The sequence below is a fragment of the Calditerricola satsumensis genome (genome assembly GCF_014646935.1).
GTDB classification, from domain to species: domain Bacteria; phylum Bacillota; class Bacilli; order Calditerricolales; family Calditerricolaceae; genus Calditerricola; species Calditerricola satsumensis.
In genome coordinates, this window is record NZ_BMOF01000058.1 from 1 (window position 1) to 14889 (window position 14889).

Here is a 14889-nt window from a genome sequence, read left to right on the forward strand (position 1 = left end):
TCGCTTTTGTTCCCTTGGCTTGGTTGACCTCGCATCCACAATTATTGACCTAGAGCCACACTCCCCTTGACATCGACGCGCAAGCGGGGCATAATCATCACTAACAACACCAACAACAGGCGGACACGGCCGCGTGTTGACAGGCGGATCGCACGCTTCGGATCGGCGCAGGCACGCGCCATCCGGTGCAACAGGCGCGATGAACGGGAGCAGTAGGCGTCGCACGGACGTCCAGAGAGCGAGGCCCGCCGGCTGCAAGGCCTCGCCGTCACGGCCGCCGAACCCGCCCGGAAGCGCGTCGGGGAAAACCCGACCGGTTGCCGCCCCGATACGGCGGCGAGAGTGGACGGCGAAGGCCCAGCGCCCGCCGTCAAAAAAGGTGGTACCGCGGAAGAGCAACGCCCTCTTTCGTCCTTTTGGCGAAGGGGGGCGTTTTTGTTTGGCGCGCGATTCCGATGTTGGTCTGAACAAAGGAGGGGGAACGCGATGGCCTTGCAAAAAACGATCGCCTTTCTCGGCGCCGGCTCGATGGCCGAAGCGCTCATCGCGGGGGTGATCAACAAGGGGGTGGTGGCCCCCCACAAGATCCTCGTCACGAACCGGCAAAACCGCGAGCGCCTCGCAGAACTGGCCAAGCGGTACGGCGTGCGAACGGCCACCGACAAGCGCGAGGCTGTACGCGAAGCCGACGTGATCGTGCTGGCCATGAAGCCCAAGGATGTGGGCGAAGCCCTAAAGGAAGTGGCCGACCGCGTGCGGGCCAACCATCTGATCATCTCCGTCGCCGCCGGCGTGCCGATCTCCTTTATCCAGTCGTTTTTCCCCCACCCCGTGCCCATCGTCCGGACGATGCCCAACACCTCCTGCCACGTCGGGCTGTCGGCCACCGGCATCGCCCTCGGCCCCTACGCGGCGCCGTGTCACGAGACGCTGGTGCGGAAGCTGTTTGACGCCATCGGCATCACCTGCGTGGTGAAAGAGGAACAGCTCGACGCCGTCACGGGGCTGTCGGGCAGCGGGCCGGCGTACATCTACTTCCTCGTCGAGGCGATGGAACAGGCCGGGCAAAAGGCCGGCCTCGCGCCGGAGATCGCCCGCCGGCTGACCGTGCAAACCCTGCTCGGCGCGGCGCACATGCTCCTCGAGACGCGCGAAGAGCCGTCTGTCCTGCGCGAAAAGGTCACGTCGCCGGGCGGGACAACGATGGCCGGCCTCGAGGTGCTGCGCACCCACCAATTCCAAGAAGCGATACAGCGCGCCATCCTGCGCGCAACGGAACGCGCAAAAGAATTGGGACAGCTCGTCAGCGCAAAGGTCCATTCCCGTTGAACAGCAACGGGAATTTTTTTGTGTTGCAAAACAGATGTGTTGCAAAACAGAGGAACATGTTATAATACAAGTGAATACACTGCAAGCACCAACGCGCGCAAGGGGAGTGGAAGCATGGCGCTCCGGCTCATCATCACCGAGAAGGCGGCGGAATTCTACCGGCAGGAACTCGACGTCCAAGAGGGCGAGGCGCTGCGCCTGTTCGTGCGCATTGGCGGCGTCGGCCACGTGGGGTACTCCTTCGGCATCCAAAAGGATCGCATCACGCCGCATGATCACGTCGTTCGCGTCCGGGATGTGGCCTTTGTGGTCCGCGACGACGACGCCTGGTACCTGGACGGCATGACCATCGATCTGGACGGCAGCGACGAGATCGTCGTCTCCCACGAGCGGTTCGCGCGGCTCGATCACCCGGTTGAGGAACGCGAACCCGCGCTGGTGGGATGACGCGGACAAATGGAATGCTCCGAACGGGCGGGATGATGGAAAAGGGACGGCGTTTGCCGTCCCCCTTTTTTGCGCGCCCATACCGGCCGGTGCACCGCCGATTCGGTTGCCGCACGCGGCTGCCCCGCTTAGGCGTTGACGTCAACCACCACGCGCCCGCGCACCTTGCCCTGCAGGATGTCGCGGCCGACGGCAACCGCCTCCTCGAGGGACACCACGTGCGTCATCGCCTCCAGCTTGTCCAGCGGCAAATCGCGCGCCAGCCGCTGCCACGCCTGCTCGCGCCGCTCGCGCGGGCAATACACCGAGTCGATCCCCAGCAGGTTGACGCCCCGCAAGATGAAGGGGAAGACGGTGGTCGTCAGCTCGCTACCGCCGGCAAGCCCGCACGCGGCCACGCTGCCCCCGTAGGCCACCGAGCGCAAGAGGCCGGCCAGCGTTTCGCCGCCCACCGTGTCCACGGCTCCGGCCCACTGCTCGGAATCGAGGGCCTTGCCCGACGGCGTCGCCAGCACCCTGCGGTCGAGGATGCGCTGGGCCCCAAGGAAACGCAAATAGTCGTGGAGTTCGGGCCGCCCGGTCGACGCCACGACGCGATACCCGAGCTGGGCCAGCAGAGCCACCGCAATGCTGCCCACGCCGCCCGCCGCGCCCGTCACCACCACTTCCCGCTCCCCCGGCACCACGCCGTGCTCCTCCAACGCCATGACGCACAGCATCGCCGTGAAGCCCGCCGTGCCGATGGCCATGGCCTGCTTCAGGTCAAGGCCCTGCGGCAGCGGCACCACCCACTCCGCCTTGACCCGCGCGTACTGGGCATAGCCGCCCCAATGGCGCTCGCCGATGCCCCATCCCGTCACGATCACCGGGTCGCCCGGCCGCACGTCGGGCGCGGTCGACTCCTCCACCACCCCGGCCAGATCGATTCCCGGCACCATCGGATACCGCCGTACAATCCGCCCGGGCACGTGAAGGGCCAGCCCGTCCTTGTAATTCACGCTGGAATACGCCACCTTGATCAAAACCTCTCCCTCCGGCAAGGCCGACCGCTCCACCTCCCGCAGCGCGCAGCGCACCTCGCCGCCTTCCTGTTCCAGCACCAGGGCCCGAAACGTCGCATTGGACATTCCTGCCGCACCTCCCGCTGAATCGATTCCCGAACAGGATTAGTATATCATTTTTCACAATGGCGCGAATGGCGCCAATCCTCGCGCATCGGTTGCGGCGCATAGGCAAGCGCTTCCGTTTCGCATACTAACGGTGCGCACATCCGATCGCCGCGAAAGGAGGAGCCGTTCGTGTACACGCCGCAATCCTTCATGGGCCCCACGTACCAACCCGCCTTCGGTGCGGGCACAGCCGCGCAGCCGCAAGCCGGCATGCGCTGGAGCGCGCCGCCCGAGGTGGTGACGACGAAGGACCTGGCCTACCTCAAGGACAGCCTGTCGTGGGAGCTCTTGGCGATGAAAAAATGCCACCACTTCGCCCAGGAGTGCAGCGATCCGCAGCTCCGCCAGGCCCTTGAAGAGGCCTGCCGGATGCATCAGCGGCACTACGAGATGCTGCTCGCCCACTTGCGGACCGATCGTCCCACTTCCCCCGCTCCGGGGCAGCCCGTCTAAGGAGGGACAACCATGCAACAACCGCCGACCAACCAGAAAATCGCCAATCCCAAGCCGCCCGGCGAGCCGCAGGTGAAGGGGCCGCAAATGAACGACCGCGACCGGGCCAACGACGTGCTGGCCACGGAAAAGTACCTGTGCCACAACTACACGATCATGGCCATCGAGGCCAGCCACCACCGCCTGCACCAGGACGTGCTGGCCATCCTGAACGAAACCCACCAATGCCAGCGGCGCCTGTTCAACCTCATGTTTGAAAAAGGATGGTACAAACTGGAGGCGGCCCCGGCCTACGAGGTGCAAAACGCCTACCAGCAATATGCCGGGTACCGCACGCAGTTTCCCCTGCTCGGCGCGGGAGGGGCAACGACCCAGCCGACAGCGCCGATGATGTGAGCCCAAAAAACGCCCTTGTCCGCATCAACAAGCGGAGGCAAGGGCGTTTTTTCGCGTCATTCCCGATCCCGCTCGGCCAAACGACGCGCGATGGGATCCAGAACAAAGCGGCATTCCGGCACACGGCCACCCCGCGCTCACGCATCGATCCCGTCGACCGGACGCCGTGCGGCCCCGCTGCGCCGCGCAATCCAGAGGATGGGGAGCATGCCCAGCAGGGTGAGCCCGCCGAACAGGACATAGGTGCCAAAGATGCTATAGCGGTCCATCACCAGGCCGCCCAGAAAGTTGCTGGCCACCGTTCCGAGCCCATGGCCGAATGCCGCGAAGATGCCCAGGGCCGTCGCCTGCAGATTCCGCGGCGCCAGTTCGCGAACGAGAGGCGGTGCGGCGGCCAGGTACAGGCCGACAGAAAAGCCTTGCAAAAGGAACAGCGCAAGCACGGCCCACAGCGGCGGCGCCGTGGCGTACCATAGCCACCGCCCCGCCGACACCGCGCTGGCCAGAAGAAGCGTTCCCGCCAGCCCCCAGCGCCGCACAAACCAATCGGCGGTGCGCAAAAAGATCACTTCGCTTCCGGCAAAGAGCAAAAAGGCCAGCCCGATGCTCGCTACCGACCCGCCCAAGGCTTGGAACAGCAGGCCGAAGTAAAGGTTGTTCCCGTTGATCGGTCCGAACACCAAAAAGGCGCTGAGCACAAAGAACGCGTAGGGCGGGAGGCGCAAGAGGTCGCGCAGCCCCCGCCACAGCCGCACCTGCTGTGTCTCCTCCCCCTGATCGGGCAGGCGGCGGACGATCCATACGGAGGCGATGAGCGCCGCCGTGTACAAGGGGAACAGCACCCCAAGTCCAAAGGCTTCGGCCGCCTTCCCGGCCACAAACGCCGCCGAGGCGAACCCAACCGCGCCCCACAACCGGATGTTCCCGTAAGCGACGCCGCTTCTTCGCGCAAACCGCAAGGCCAGGCTGTCGGAAATCGGCACGATGGCGCTCTGAAAGAGATGCAACCCGACCAGCAGGGCGAGCATGGCCGCAAACCCGTCGGCCGCGAGAAAGCCGAGGGCGATCGTCCCTGAGGTGACAAGGGCCACGATCAGCACGCGGCGCGGCTGCCCCGTGGCGTCGCAGATCATGCCCCACGCCGGCTGCGCCACGATGGCCACGAATGAGCCCACGGCCGTCAGCACACCGATTTCCGTCCCCGAGAAGCCCTTGGCCTCCAGAAAACGCGACAGGAGCGGATAGACGGCACCGAACGCAAAAAAGAGGCCCAAAAACAGCGCGTTGAGCCGCAGGTACGTTCCCCGCCACGAAACGGCGGCGCGCCCAACCTCCTGCGTCTTGGCCAACGACACGCCCATTCCCCTCCCCCGTTCGCCACAATCCGGCTCCTCGCCCGCGACCGAACCTTCGGGGCAGGCGTCCGCTGATACGACGAACGCACAAAAAAAGAATAAAGAAACCCGCCACCGGGTGTCCCGGTGCGGGCTTTTGGCTATGTAGTGGTGCTGGCGGAGGGACTTGAACCCACGACCTACGCATTACGAGTGCGCCGCTCTACCAACTGAGCTACGCCAGCACGGTTGCGACCGCTGTCGCCGATCACGATTTACAATTTACACGAGGTTTGCGGGAAAGTCAAGAGGAATGTTTTGGCGAAGGCAGGGGGGTGGGTTATCCTAGACAGGGAAGGGTACCGAAGGAGGCAGACGCGATGGACGGCAAACCGGCCAAACGGCACAACAAGTGGATGACGTTCACCGTGCCGGCCGACTGGGACGGCCGAACGGTGCGCACCGTCCTCAAGGAACACCTGCTTTTGTCCAATCGGATGATCAACCGCCTGACGCGGATGCGCGGCATTCGGCTCAACGGGCGGATGCCGTGGCTCGAACGCCCGGTGCGCGCCGGCGACCGGCTGGCCGTGGCCATCCGTCCCTGGGAGACACCGGACCTTACGCCGGAGCCGGTGCCCTTTGGCCTCGTCTACGAAGACGAGGACCTGCTCGTCGTCGACAAGCCGGCGGGGATCAACGTGCACCCGGTGCGCCGCCATGAGCGGGGCACCCTCGCCCACGGCATCGCCTACCACTGGCAGCAGCAGGGCGTGGAGGCCCGCGTGCGCCCGGTGCACCGCCTCGACCGCGACACCTCGGGCCTGCTTCTCGTGGCCAAACACGCCTACGCCCACCAGCTTCTCGACCGCGCCCTGCGCGAAAAGCGCATCCGCCGCGTCTACCTGGCCGTGGTGCACGGCCGCCTGGCCGAGGGCACGGGCATCATCGACGCGCCCATCGCGCGAGAGCCGGGCCATCCGCTGCGCCGCCGCGTCGACGAGCACGGCGAGCCGGCCGTCACGCGCTACCGCGTGCTTGCGCAAACCGACGACGCGTCGTTTGTCGAGGCGGAATTGGAGACGGGGCGGACGCACCAGATCCGCGTCCACTTCGCCCACCTCGGCCACCCGCTGTTCGGCGACCGGCTGTACGGCGGCGCCACCGATCGCATCGCCCGGCAGGCCCTGCACGCCGCCCGGCTGGCCTTCACCCACCCGCTGACCGGCGCGGCGATGGCCTTTTCGTCGCCCCTGCCGGAGGACCTAAAGGACCTGGTAAAAGCGCTGGGTCTCTCGGTGCCCGATGACGCCCTCGGATTGGACGCGCCGGCCAACGTTCCCGAACCCGGCGCGCCCACCTGAGCCGGCGAATCGCGCCGGCAGCAGCCCCGCAAAAACTTCTCGTTGCCTTTTGCCCCTCGCTGCGCTACGATAAGGGTGACAGCCAACCGCATACCGCACACGGGAGCTCGGGGAGCCGGGCTGAGAGGGTGACCAGGAATCCGTCACCGACCGTTTGAACCTGACCAGGGTAATGCCTGCGCAGGGACCGTGCACCGACGCACCAGGCGTTCACGCGCGGCCGCCATTCCCTGGCGGCCTTTTTTCGGGTCTTTCACCCCATTCGCAATTGCTCGTCTCTTCTCGCCCTGATCCTCTCCCTTCAGGCCCCCGCCTCCGTGTGGACGTGCGGCGCTGTCAAACCCTACCGCAAAGGAGGATGCGCCATGTCCACACGCAAGCTGAACCTCTCCATCGCCTCCTACGCAAACTTCTTCCCAAACAGCCGAAAGGTGTACGTGCAGGGCTCGCGCCCCGACATCCGCGTGCCGATGCGCGAAATCACCCTCAGCCCCACAAAAGGGCTGGGCGGCGAGGAGGAGAACCCGCCCCTGCGCGTCTACGACACGAGCGGGCCGTACACCGACCCCAGCTACACCGTCGACCTGGAAAAGGGCCTGCCCAAGCTGCGGCGCAACTGGATCCTTGAGCGCGGCGACGTGGAGGAGATCGTCGGCCACAAGGGGCGGCGCGTCCTCCGCGCCAAAGCCGGATGCGCGGTCACGCAGATGGCCTACGCCAAGCGCGGCATCATCACGCCGGAGATGGAGTTCGTCGCACTGCGCGAGGGGATGGACCCGGAATTCGTGCGCCAGGAGGTGGCCCGCGGCCGAGCGATCATTCCGGCGAACATCAACCACCCGGAGACGGAGCCGATGATCATCGGGCGGAACTTCCACGTCAAGATCAACGCCAACATCGGCAACTCCGCCGTCGCCTCGTCGATCGAAGAAGAGGTCGAAAAGATGACGTGGGCCATCCTGTGGGGCGCCGACACGGTGATGGACCTGTCGACGGGGAAGAACATCTATGAAACGCGGGAGTGGATCCTGCGCAATTCCCCCGTCCCCATCGGCACCGTGCCCATCTACGAGGCCCTCGAGAAGGTGGGCGGCAAGCCGGAGGAGCTGACGTGGGAGGTCTACCGCGACACGCTCATCGAGCAAGCCGAACAGGGCGTCGACTACTTTACCATTCACGCCGGCGTGCGCCTGGCCTACATCCCGCTTACGGCCCATCGCGTCACGGGCATCGTCTCCCGCGGCGGGTCGATCATCGCCGCCTGGTGCCTGGCCCATCACGAGGAAAACTTCCTGTACACGCACTTTGAGGAAATCTGCGAGATCTGCCGCGCCTACGACGTGGCCATCTCCCTCGGCGACGGCCTGCGCCCCGGCTCCATCGCCGACGCCAACGACGCGGCCCAGTTCGCCGAGCTCGAGACCCTCGGCGAGCTGACGAAGATCGCCTGGGAACACGACGTGCAGGTGATGATCGAAGGGCCGGGCCACGTGCCGATGCACAAGATCAAGGAGAACGTCGACCTGCAGATGAAGATCTGCCACGAGGCCCCCTTCTACACCCTGGGCCCCATCGTCACCGACATCGCCCCCGGCTACGACCACATCACCTCGGCCATCGGCGCAGCGATGATCGGCTGGTACGGCACGGCCATGCTCTGCTACGTCACGCCGAAGGAGCACCTCGGCCTGCCGAACAAGGACGACGTGAAGGAAGGCGTCATCGCCTACAAGATTGCCGCCCACGCCGCCGACGTGGCCAAGGGCCATCCGCGGGCCCAGCAGCGCGACGACGCCCTCTCCAAGGCGCGCTTCGAGTTCCGCTGGCGCGACCAGTTCAACCTCTCCCTCGACCCGATCCGGGCGCAAGAATACCACGACGAGACGCTGCCGGCCGAAGGGGCGAAGACGGCCCACTTCTGCTCGATGTGCGGGCCGAAATTCTGCAGCATGCGCATCACCCACGACCTGCGCGCCTACGCCCGGGAGAAGGGCCTCGACGAGCAGGCGGCCATCGCCGAGGGGCTGAAGGAAAAGGCGGCCGAGTTTCGCGCCCGCGGCGGAGCGATCTACCAACGAACCTAAAATGCACGCCGCACAACCGATGGGGATTCCCCTCGAAGGCGGGGGGCCTCATCGGTTTTTTCTTGACGCGATTGCTATCAAGGTGATATCATGTTATTGAATTCTTTGACAACGCTCGAGAGGAGACCACACCATGCGGGAAAAACCCTTGTCCGCCGTCAACGGCTTTGTGGGGCTGGCCATCATCCTGGCGCTTATTGGCCTCGGCGCCGGGGTCCTCGGCACCACGGGGAATGGGGTGGGCATCGTCCTGATGGCGCTCGGCCTTCTTTTGGCCAGCGGCATCGTCATGGTGCAGCCCAACGAGGCCAAGGCCGTCGTTTTCTTTGGCCGCTACCTCGGCACCATCCGTGAAAACGGCCTCCACCTTACCTACCCGCTCACCACCCGCAAGCGCGTCTCGCTGCGCATCCGCAACTTCACGAGCGCCAAGCTGAAGGTCAACGACGTGGAAGGCAACCCCATCGAGATCGCCGCCGTTATCGCCTTCCGCGTGGTCGATTCGGCCAAAGCCCTCTTTGATGTAGACGAATACGAGCGGTTCGTCGAAATCCAGAGTGAAGCGGCCATCCGCAACATCGCCAGCCGGTATCCCTACGACCTGTTTGACCAGGAGGGGATCTCGCTGCGCAGCCACACCGAGGAGGTGGCCGCCGAACTGAAGGCCGACCTGCAAGAGCGGCTGGCCGTGGCCGGCGTTGAAGTGCTCGAGGCGCGCCTGACCCACCTCGCCTACGCCGCCGAGATCGCCGGGGCCATGCTGCAGCGCCAGCAGGCCAAGGCCATCGTCGCCGCGCGGGAGAAGATCGTCGAGGGCGCCGTGGGCATGGTGCAGATGGCCCTCGAAAAGCTGGAGCGGGAGGGGATCATCGCCCTGGACGAAGAGAAAAAGGCCACCATGGTCAACAACCTGATGGTGGCCATCGTGGCGGAGCGGCCGGCCCAGCCGGTGATCCACACCGGCACCATCTATTGAGGGGTGCCTGTGGAGGCTGGCCATGGCGCCGAAAAAACCGTTCCTCCTCCGCCTCGATCCCCAGCTGTATGACGTCCTGGCGCGATGGGCCGCCGACGAGTTCCGCTCCGTCAACGGGCACATCGAGTACCTGCTGCGCGAGGCCGCGCGGCGTGCCGGTCGCTGGCCAAAAGGAGGCACAGGCTCTTCACCGGCCGGCAGGACCGCTCCCAACGCCGCCGATGGGGACGGCTAGGCGATGACGGGCTGGCTCGCCTCGGGCAAGGTCAGGCGCGCCCCATCCAGCACACCGTCCCCGCACAGCGTGCGCAGCGTCAGGGCGGCCAAGGCCTTGGCCGCCACGGCCATGGCCCGCTCGTCGATGTCAAAGCGCGGGTGGTGATGCGGATAGGACGCCCCCACCTGCGGATTGCCCGCCCCGGTAAAGAAGAAGGTGCCGGGGACCTTCTGTAAATAGTAGGCGAAGTCTTCGCCGCCCATGATCGGGTCCATGCGCACGAGCCGGTTGGCGTTATAGACCTGCGAGAGGGTGTCGACCAGCAGGCGCGTCTCCCGTTCATGGTTGACCAGTGCCGGATACCCGCGCGTGTACGTGTAGCTATAGCGGGCGCTGGCCGCCGCGCAGACGCCTTGCACCACCCGCTCGATCTCCCGTTCCAGGAGATTGCGCACGCCCTCATCAAAAGAACGCGCCGTGCCCTCCAGAACGGCCTGCTCGGCGATGACGTTGAAGGCCGACCCGGCGTGGAACGACCCCACCGTCACCACCGCCGGCTGCACCGGATCGACCCGTCGCGCCACCACCTGCTGCAGCATGCTCACCAGCTGGGCACCGACGGCGATGGCGTCCACCGTCTCATGGGGGGCCGCCCCATGGCCGCCGCGCCCCTGCACCACGATGCGGAAAGCGTCGGCCGCCGCCATCATGGGGCCTTCCCGGTAGCCGATCGTTCCGAGGGGCAGGCCGCTCCACACGTGGGTGCCGAAGATGACGTCGACGCCCTCCAGACAGCCGTCTTCGATCATCGCCTTGGCCCCGCCGGGCGTCACCTCTTCGGCAAACTGGTGGATGAACACCACCCGCCCCGGCAACTGGTTACGAACGGCGCTCAATGCCCTGGCCACCCCAAGGAGGATGGCCGTGTGGGCATCGTGGCCGTAGGCGTGCATCACGCCGGGAACTTGGGAACGGTACGGCACCTCCTTTTCATCTTGAATGGGCAGGGCGTCAAAATCGGCGCGCAAAGCCACCGTAGGGCCGGGCGCCGCCCCTTCCAGCACCGCCACCACGCCGCGCCCGCCGACGCCCTCCCGCACGGCGAGGCCAAACGAACGCTGCAGCTCGGCGATGCGCTTAGGGGTCTCCACTTCCTGAAACGACAGCTCGGGGTGCATGTGAAAGTGCCGGCGCCAGGCGACCATGTCGGGATAGAGGCGATCCAGGTGGCGAAACACGGTCTGGAGCATAGGGATCCCCCCTGACGTTATTCCCCGATCCACAGCACCAACTTCCCAAACTGACGCGACGCCAGGAGCTTGTCAAACGCCGCGCGCGCCCGCTCCAGCGGGTATGCGCTGTCGACCACCGGCCGGATGCCGTGCCGCTCGACGAAGGCCACCATCTCGGCAAACTCTTCGCCGCTGCCCATCGTCGTGCCGAGCAGCGTGTACTGGCCGTAGAAGAAGCGGCGCAGGTCGAGCATCGCGTGGCTGCCGTATCCTGCGGCGAAGGTGATGAGCCGGCCGCCCGGTCGCAGCGAGGCCAGCGACTTGTCGAAGGTGACGCCGCCCACCGTCTCCACCACCACATCGGCGCCGCGGCCGTCGGTGGCCTCCTTCACCGCTTGTGGCCAGTCGCTCTCCGTATCGAAGGCCGCGTCGGCGCCGAGGGCCAGCGCCCGCTGTCGCTTTTCGGCGCTGCGGGAGGTGACGAGCACCCGCGCGCCCGCCGCCTTGGCCATCTGCAGGGCGAACAGGGCCACCGCGCCCCCGATGCCGGGGATGACCACCGTCTCGCCCGGCTGCACCCGCGCCCGCGTAAAGAGGGCCCGGTACGCCGTCAGTGCCGACAGGGGGAGCGCCCCGGCCTCCTCCCAGGTGAGGTGCGCCGGTTTGGGCACCGCGTTTTCCGCCGGCACCACCACGTACTCGGCGAAGGTTCCGTTGTCGGGCACGCCGAGGATGCGAAAGCCCTTGGGCGGGGCGTCGCTGCGCTTGGGCCACCCGAGGCTGGGGTTGACGAGCACCTCGTCCCCGGCGCGTACGGTCGTCACCCCGTTGCCCACCGCGTCGACCACCCCGGCCCCGTCGGAGCCGAGAACGGTGCCGGGTTCGACCGGCATGCGGCCTTCCACAAAGTACAAATCGCGATGGTTCAGGGCCGCCGCCTTCACCCGAATGCGCACCCACCCGGGCGGCACCTCCGGAACGGGCACCTCCCGAAGCACAAGCCCCTCCAATCCCGTGCGTTCCCATACCAGCGCCTTCATCCTCGCGCGCCTCCTTCCGCTTCATTGTGGAACAGGGCGATTCCTTACGGCGTCAAGAACCCGCGCGTTCCGCCGCCTTGAACGGATTCCGCCACTCCATCAGGGCGGCGTAGTTCCGCGACTCCTCGTCCTCCAGGTAGTCCGGGACCACGGCGAGGGGCGTGCGCCCGCACCGCAGGAGGAAGGTGATGACCGGATCGGCGAGCTCGCCACGCACCACGGCGTCCAGGTACTGCTCGGCCGTCATCCGGTCGGCCACGCGGTGGTACCCCGGCATGCGCCCCCCGCCGAGCAGGCGGTCGAGGCCCCTGTGCACGACCAGCTCGTACATCGACTGCATCAGCCACTTGCCCAGGCCCAGCCCCCGGTAGCGCGGCCGCACGCTGATGTCCACCACGTACAGCGTGTTGCCGCCCGGGTCGTGGTTGCGGATGTACCCGTTGTCGGTGATCTCCGCCCACGTGTGGTGGGGGTGCGCCGGGTCAAAGCGGACGATGAGCGTCGTCATCGAGCCGGCCAGTTCCCCGTTCACTTCCACGCACAGGGCGCCTTCGGGAAAGCGCGCCACGTGGCTGGCCAGCTGCTCCTCGTTCCACCACAGCTCCGAGGGAAACGGCGGCGGAAAGCATTCCTGCTGGATGCGGATCAGCTCGGCAAAATCGCGTTCCGTGTAGCGCCGAATCACCGCTTTCACCGGCCGGTCCCGGTCAAACACGTACAGCTCCTTGCGGTACATCAGCGGCACCTCTCTCCCACAACCGGTTTTCGCCAGGGGCGCAGGAACCCTCAGGCCCAATCGGGGTACAAATCCGTGCGTCGGTCGCGCCACGTGGTCACCGCCCCGCGCGCCCGCACCTCCTCGAGAAGGTCGAGGTCCAGGTCGGCCACCACCACCATGTCGTCGCCCACCACGCCCTCGGCCACGACGCCCCGCGGCGGGAAGGGAATGTCGTTGGGCGCAATCACCGCCGCCTGGCCGTAGTTGGCGCGCATGAAATCGACCGTCGGCAGCGATCCCACCGTGCCGGCGTTCACCACATACACCTGGTTCTCCACCGCCCGCGCGTGGCACGTGTAGCGCACGCGCCAAAAGCCCGGCTCGTTGTCGGTGCACGAGGGGCAAAAGATCACGTTCGCCCCCCTTGCCCGCGCCATGCGAGCCAGTTCCGGAAACTCCACATCGTAGCAGATGAGCACGGCGATCTTCCCTTTCTCCGTGTCGAACACGTGGAGCGCATCGCCTGGCGCCAGCTTCCATTCCCGCACTTCCGTCGGCGTCAGGTGCAGCTTGGCCTGCTCGGCCACCCGGCCATCGGGGAAAAACAGGTGCGCCACGTTGTACAGGTGGTCGCCGCGCCGCACCACATGGGTTCCGCCGATGAGCAGCATTCCCGTCTCGCGGGCCAGCCGGCCAAACAGCCGGCGGTACGCCTCGGTAAAGTCGGGCAGCGCGTCGATCGGCAGCGCGTTGCCGCGGCCGTCGCCGATGGACAGGAGCTGGGTGGTGAAAAATTCGGGAAAGAGGACCACTTCGGCGCCGAATTCCTGCGCCGTTCGCACGTAGTGGGTCACCTGGGCGGCAAACTCGTCAACCGAACGAATCGATCGCAGCGCATACTGCACCGCCGCAACGCGCATGCGCATGTTCATCACCTTTCCTTTGCCCCTCCTTTGTCATCAACATACCACACTGAACAGGACGATTCCTACACGATTCACGTCCCGTGAACCCCCTAAGCCGGACGGATGACGCAATCCCGAAAAAGAAAAAGCTCCCATCTCAGCAGGTACAAAAAAAAATAAAAAGGAAGCGTTTCGGCTCCCCTTCTTTCGATACTCTGGTGCTGGCGGAGGGACTCGAACCCCCGACCTACGCATTACGAGTGCGCCGCTCTACCAGCTGAGCTACGCCAGCACGTTTGTTCATTTGGTGGAGGCGGTGGGAGTCGAACCCACGTCCGAAGGCATCGCCACACAAGCGTCTACGAGCGTAGTCGCCGTATTCGCCCTTCGCCCTCGGGACTGCCCGGCGACAGGCGTTCCCGCGGGCTAGTCACCGTTCCATCTCGCCGCGGGGCCGGTGACGAGCCCCTTGGCCAGCCCACTGGGTTGAGCCCCGGTCACGCCACGTGGGCGATGGCGTGGCGGAGCCGCTGCGCTCGATTAGGCAGCGAGAGCAACTTGACGGTTGCCAGTTACATTTAGCCCTGCGTTTTTACGAGGACGCAGCCCCTCGGCTCGCAGCTTGTGCACGAACAACCCCCGTCGAATCCAGCACGCCCCCATGTTCCACTACGCACGGCAACCGTCAGTACTTCTGCCGCTCGCGGAACGCGCGCTCGATCTCGCGCTGCGCGTCCCGTTTGGCCATCGCTTCCCGCTTGTCGTAGATCTTTTTCCCTTTCGCCAACGCCAGCTCCAGCTTGGCGTACCCGTTTTTCAGGTACATGCGGAGCGGCACCAGCGCGTACCCGCGCTCCTTCACCTTGCCGGTGAGCCTGTTGATCTCATAGCGGTGCAGGAGAAGCTTGCGCGTGCGGGTGGGATCGTGGTTGAAGCGGTTGCCCTGGCTGTAGGGGCTGATGTGCATGTTGTAGAGAAAGACCTCGCCGTCCTCCACCCGGGCGAAGCTGTCCTTCAGGTTGACCCGCCCGGCGCGGACGGACTTGATCTCCGTTCCCGTGAGCACAATGCCGGCTTCGTAGGTGTCTTCGATGTGGTAGTCGTGCCACGCCTTTTTGTTCGTGGCGACCACCTTCACCCCGTCGCCCATTGTGCTCACCCCCCGCAGAACCTGCAAAGATAACAATAACATAGGTTCACGCATTCGTCAAGGGATTTACGGCTC

At 65.8% G+C, this 14889-nt stretch carries 15 protein-coding genes, 2 tRNA genes, 1 other RNA gene and 1 riboswitch; of the genes, 8 read left to right on the forward strand and 10 right to left on the reverse strand.

Going from position 1 to position 14889, the window contains the following annotated elements; all coding sequences use genetic code 11:
- Positions 1 to 486 precede the first annotated feature (486 nt).
- Positions 487 to 1329, forward strand: coding sequence for a pyrroline-5-carboxylate reductase (proC, locus tag IEX61_RS10790; RefSeq protein WP_188818028.1), 843 nt, complete (start codon positions 487 to 489; stop codon positions 1327 to 1329).
- Between the two features lie 114 nt (positions 1330 to 1443).
- A complete protein-coding gene (locus IEX61_RS10795) occupies positions 1444 to 1776 on the forward strand; it encodes an iron-sulfur cluster biosynthesis family protein (RefSeq protein ID WP_054671509.1) in 333 nt (110 codons plus the stop codon).
- Between the two features lie 128 nt (positions 1777 to 1904).
- Here the strand turns inward: IEX61_RS10795 and acuI are convergent, their stop codons facing one another.
- Positions 1905 to 2903 (reverse strand): acrylyl-CoA reductase (NADPH), encoded by a 999-nt coding sequence (gene acuI / locus IEX61_RS10800; RefSeq protein WP_188818029.1) that lies wholly within the window; start codon positions 2901 to 2903, stop codon positions 1905 to 1907.
- Positions 2904 to 3155: 252 nt separating this feature from the next.
- Between acuI and IEX61_RS10805 the strand changes: the two genes are divergently transcribed.
- Positions 3156 to 3398, forward strand: coding sequence for a ferritin-like domain-containing protein (locus IEX61_RS10805; RefSeq protein ID WP_054671516.1), 243 nt, complete (start codon positions 3156 to 3158; stop codon positions 3396 to 3398).
- Between the two features lie 12 nt (positions 3399 to 3410).
- Positions 3411 to 3794, forward strand: coding sequence for a spore coat protein (locus IEX61_RS10810; RefSeq protein ID WP_054671506.1), 384 nt, complete (start codon positions 3411 to 3413; stop codon positions 3792 to 3794).
- A gap of 137 nt (positions 3795 to 3931) precedes the next feature.
- Here IEX61_RS10810 and IEX61_RS10815 read toward each other — a convergent pair whose 3' ends face one another.
- Both IEX61_RS10815 and IEX61_RS10820 read right to left on the reverse strand, forming a co-directional pair.
- Positions 3932 to 5149, reverse strand: coding sequence for an MFS transporter (locus tag IEX61_RS10815; RefSeq protein WP_172673543.1), 1218 nt, complete (start codon positions 5147 to 5149; stop codon positions 3932 to 3934).
- Between the two features lie 148 nt (positions 5150 to 5297).
- Positions 5298 to 5373, reverse strand: a tRNA-Thr gene (locus IEX61_RS10820).
- Between the two features lie 135 nt (positions 5374 to 5508).
- On the opposite strand from IEX61_RS10820, the gene IEX61_RS10825 reads away from it, so the two are divergent.
- From IEX61_RS10825 to IEX61_RS10840, 4 genes are all read left to right on the forward strand, one after another.
- Positions 5509 to 6492, forward strand: a complete 984-nt coding sequence (locus tag IEX61_RS10825) for an RluA family pseudouridine synthase (RefSeq protein ID WP_229725845.1) — start codon at positions 5509 to 5511, stop codon at positions 6490 to 6492.
- 89 nt (positions 6493 to 6581) lie between these two features.
- A riboswitch (TPP riboswitch) is annotated at positions 6582 to 6698 on the forward strand.
- Between the two features lie 159 nt (positions 6699 to 6857).
- A complete protein-coding gene (gene thiC, locus IEX61_RS10830) occupies positions 6858 to 8576 on the forward strand; it encodes a phosphomethylpyrimidine synthase ThiC (protein ID WP_188818031.1) in 1719 nt (572 codons plus the stop codon).
- Positions 8577 to 8709: 133 nt separating this feature from the next.
- Positions 8710 to 9552, forward strand: coding sequence for an SPFH domain-containing protein (locus IEX61_RS10835; RefSeq protein WP_054672111.1), 843 nt, complete (start codon positions 8710 to 8712; stop codon positions 9550 to 9552).
- Positions 9553 to 9574: 22 nt separating this feature from the next.
- Positions 9575 to 9787: a type II toxin-antitoxin system antitoxin gene (locus IEX61_RS10840; protein WP_054672109.1), complete on the forward strand. Its 213-nt coding sequence runs from the start codon at positions 9575 to 9577 to the stop codon at positions 9785 to 9787.
- Here IEX61_RS10840 and IEX61_RS10845 read toward each other — a convergent pair.
- From IEX61_RS10845 to smpB, 7 genes are all read right to left on the reverse strand, one after another.
- A complete protein-coding gene (locus IEX61_RS10845; RefSeq protein ID WP_188818033.1) occupies positions 9784 to 11019 on the reverse strand; it encodes an amidohydrolase in 1236 nt (411 codons plus the stop codon). The two genes, IEX61_RS10840 and IEX61_RS10845, sit on opposite strands and share 4 nt — an antisense overlap.
- A gap of 17 nt (positions 11020 to 11036) precedes the next feature.
- Positions 11037 to 12041, reverse strand: coding sequence for a zinc-binding dehydrogenase (locus IEX61_RS10850; protein WP_188818035.1), 1005 nt, complete (start codon positions 12039 to 12041; stop codon positions 11037 to 11039).
- Positions 12042 to 12093: 52 nt separating this feature from the next.
- Positions 12094 to 12777, reverse strand: coding sequence for a GNAT family N-acetyltransferase (locus tag IEX61_RS10855; RefSeq protein WP_188818037.1), 684 nt, complete (start codon positions 12775 to 12777; stop codon positions 12094 to 12096).
- 50 nt (positions 12778 to 12827) lie between these two features.
- Complete coding sequence (locus IEX61_RS10860; RefSeq protein WP_054672584.1) at positions 12828 to 13685, reverse strand: carbon-nitrogen hydrolase family protein; 858 nt, start codon at positions 13683 to 13685, stop codon at positions 12828 to 12830.
- A gap of 195 nt (positions 13686 to 13880) precedes the next feature.
- A tRNA-Thr gene (locus IEX61_RS10865) sits at positions 13881 to 13956 on the reverse strand.
- Positions 13957 to 13969: 13 nt separating this feature from the next.
- Positions 13970 to 14325: a transfer-messenger RNA gene (gene ssrA / locus IEX61_RS10870) on the reverse strand.
- A 24-nt stretch (positions 14326 to 14349) separates the two neighbouring features.
- A complete protein-coding gene (gene smpB / locus IEX61_RS10875; protein WP_054672581.1) occupies positions 14350 to 14814 on the reverse strand; it encodes an SsrA-binding protein SmpB in 465 nt (154 codons plus the stop codon).
- Positions 14815 to 14889 lie beyond the last annotated feature (75 nt).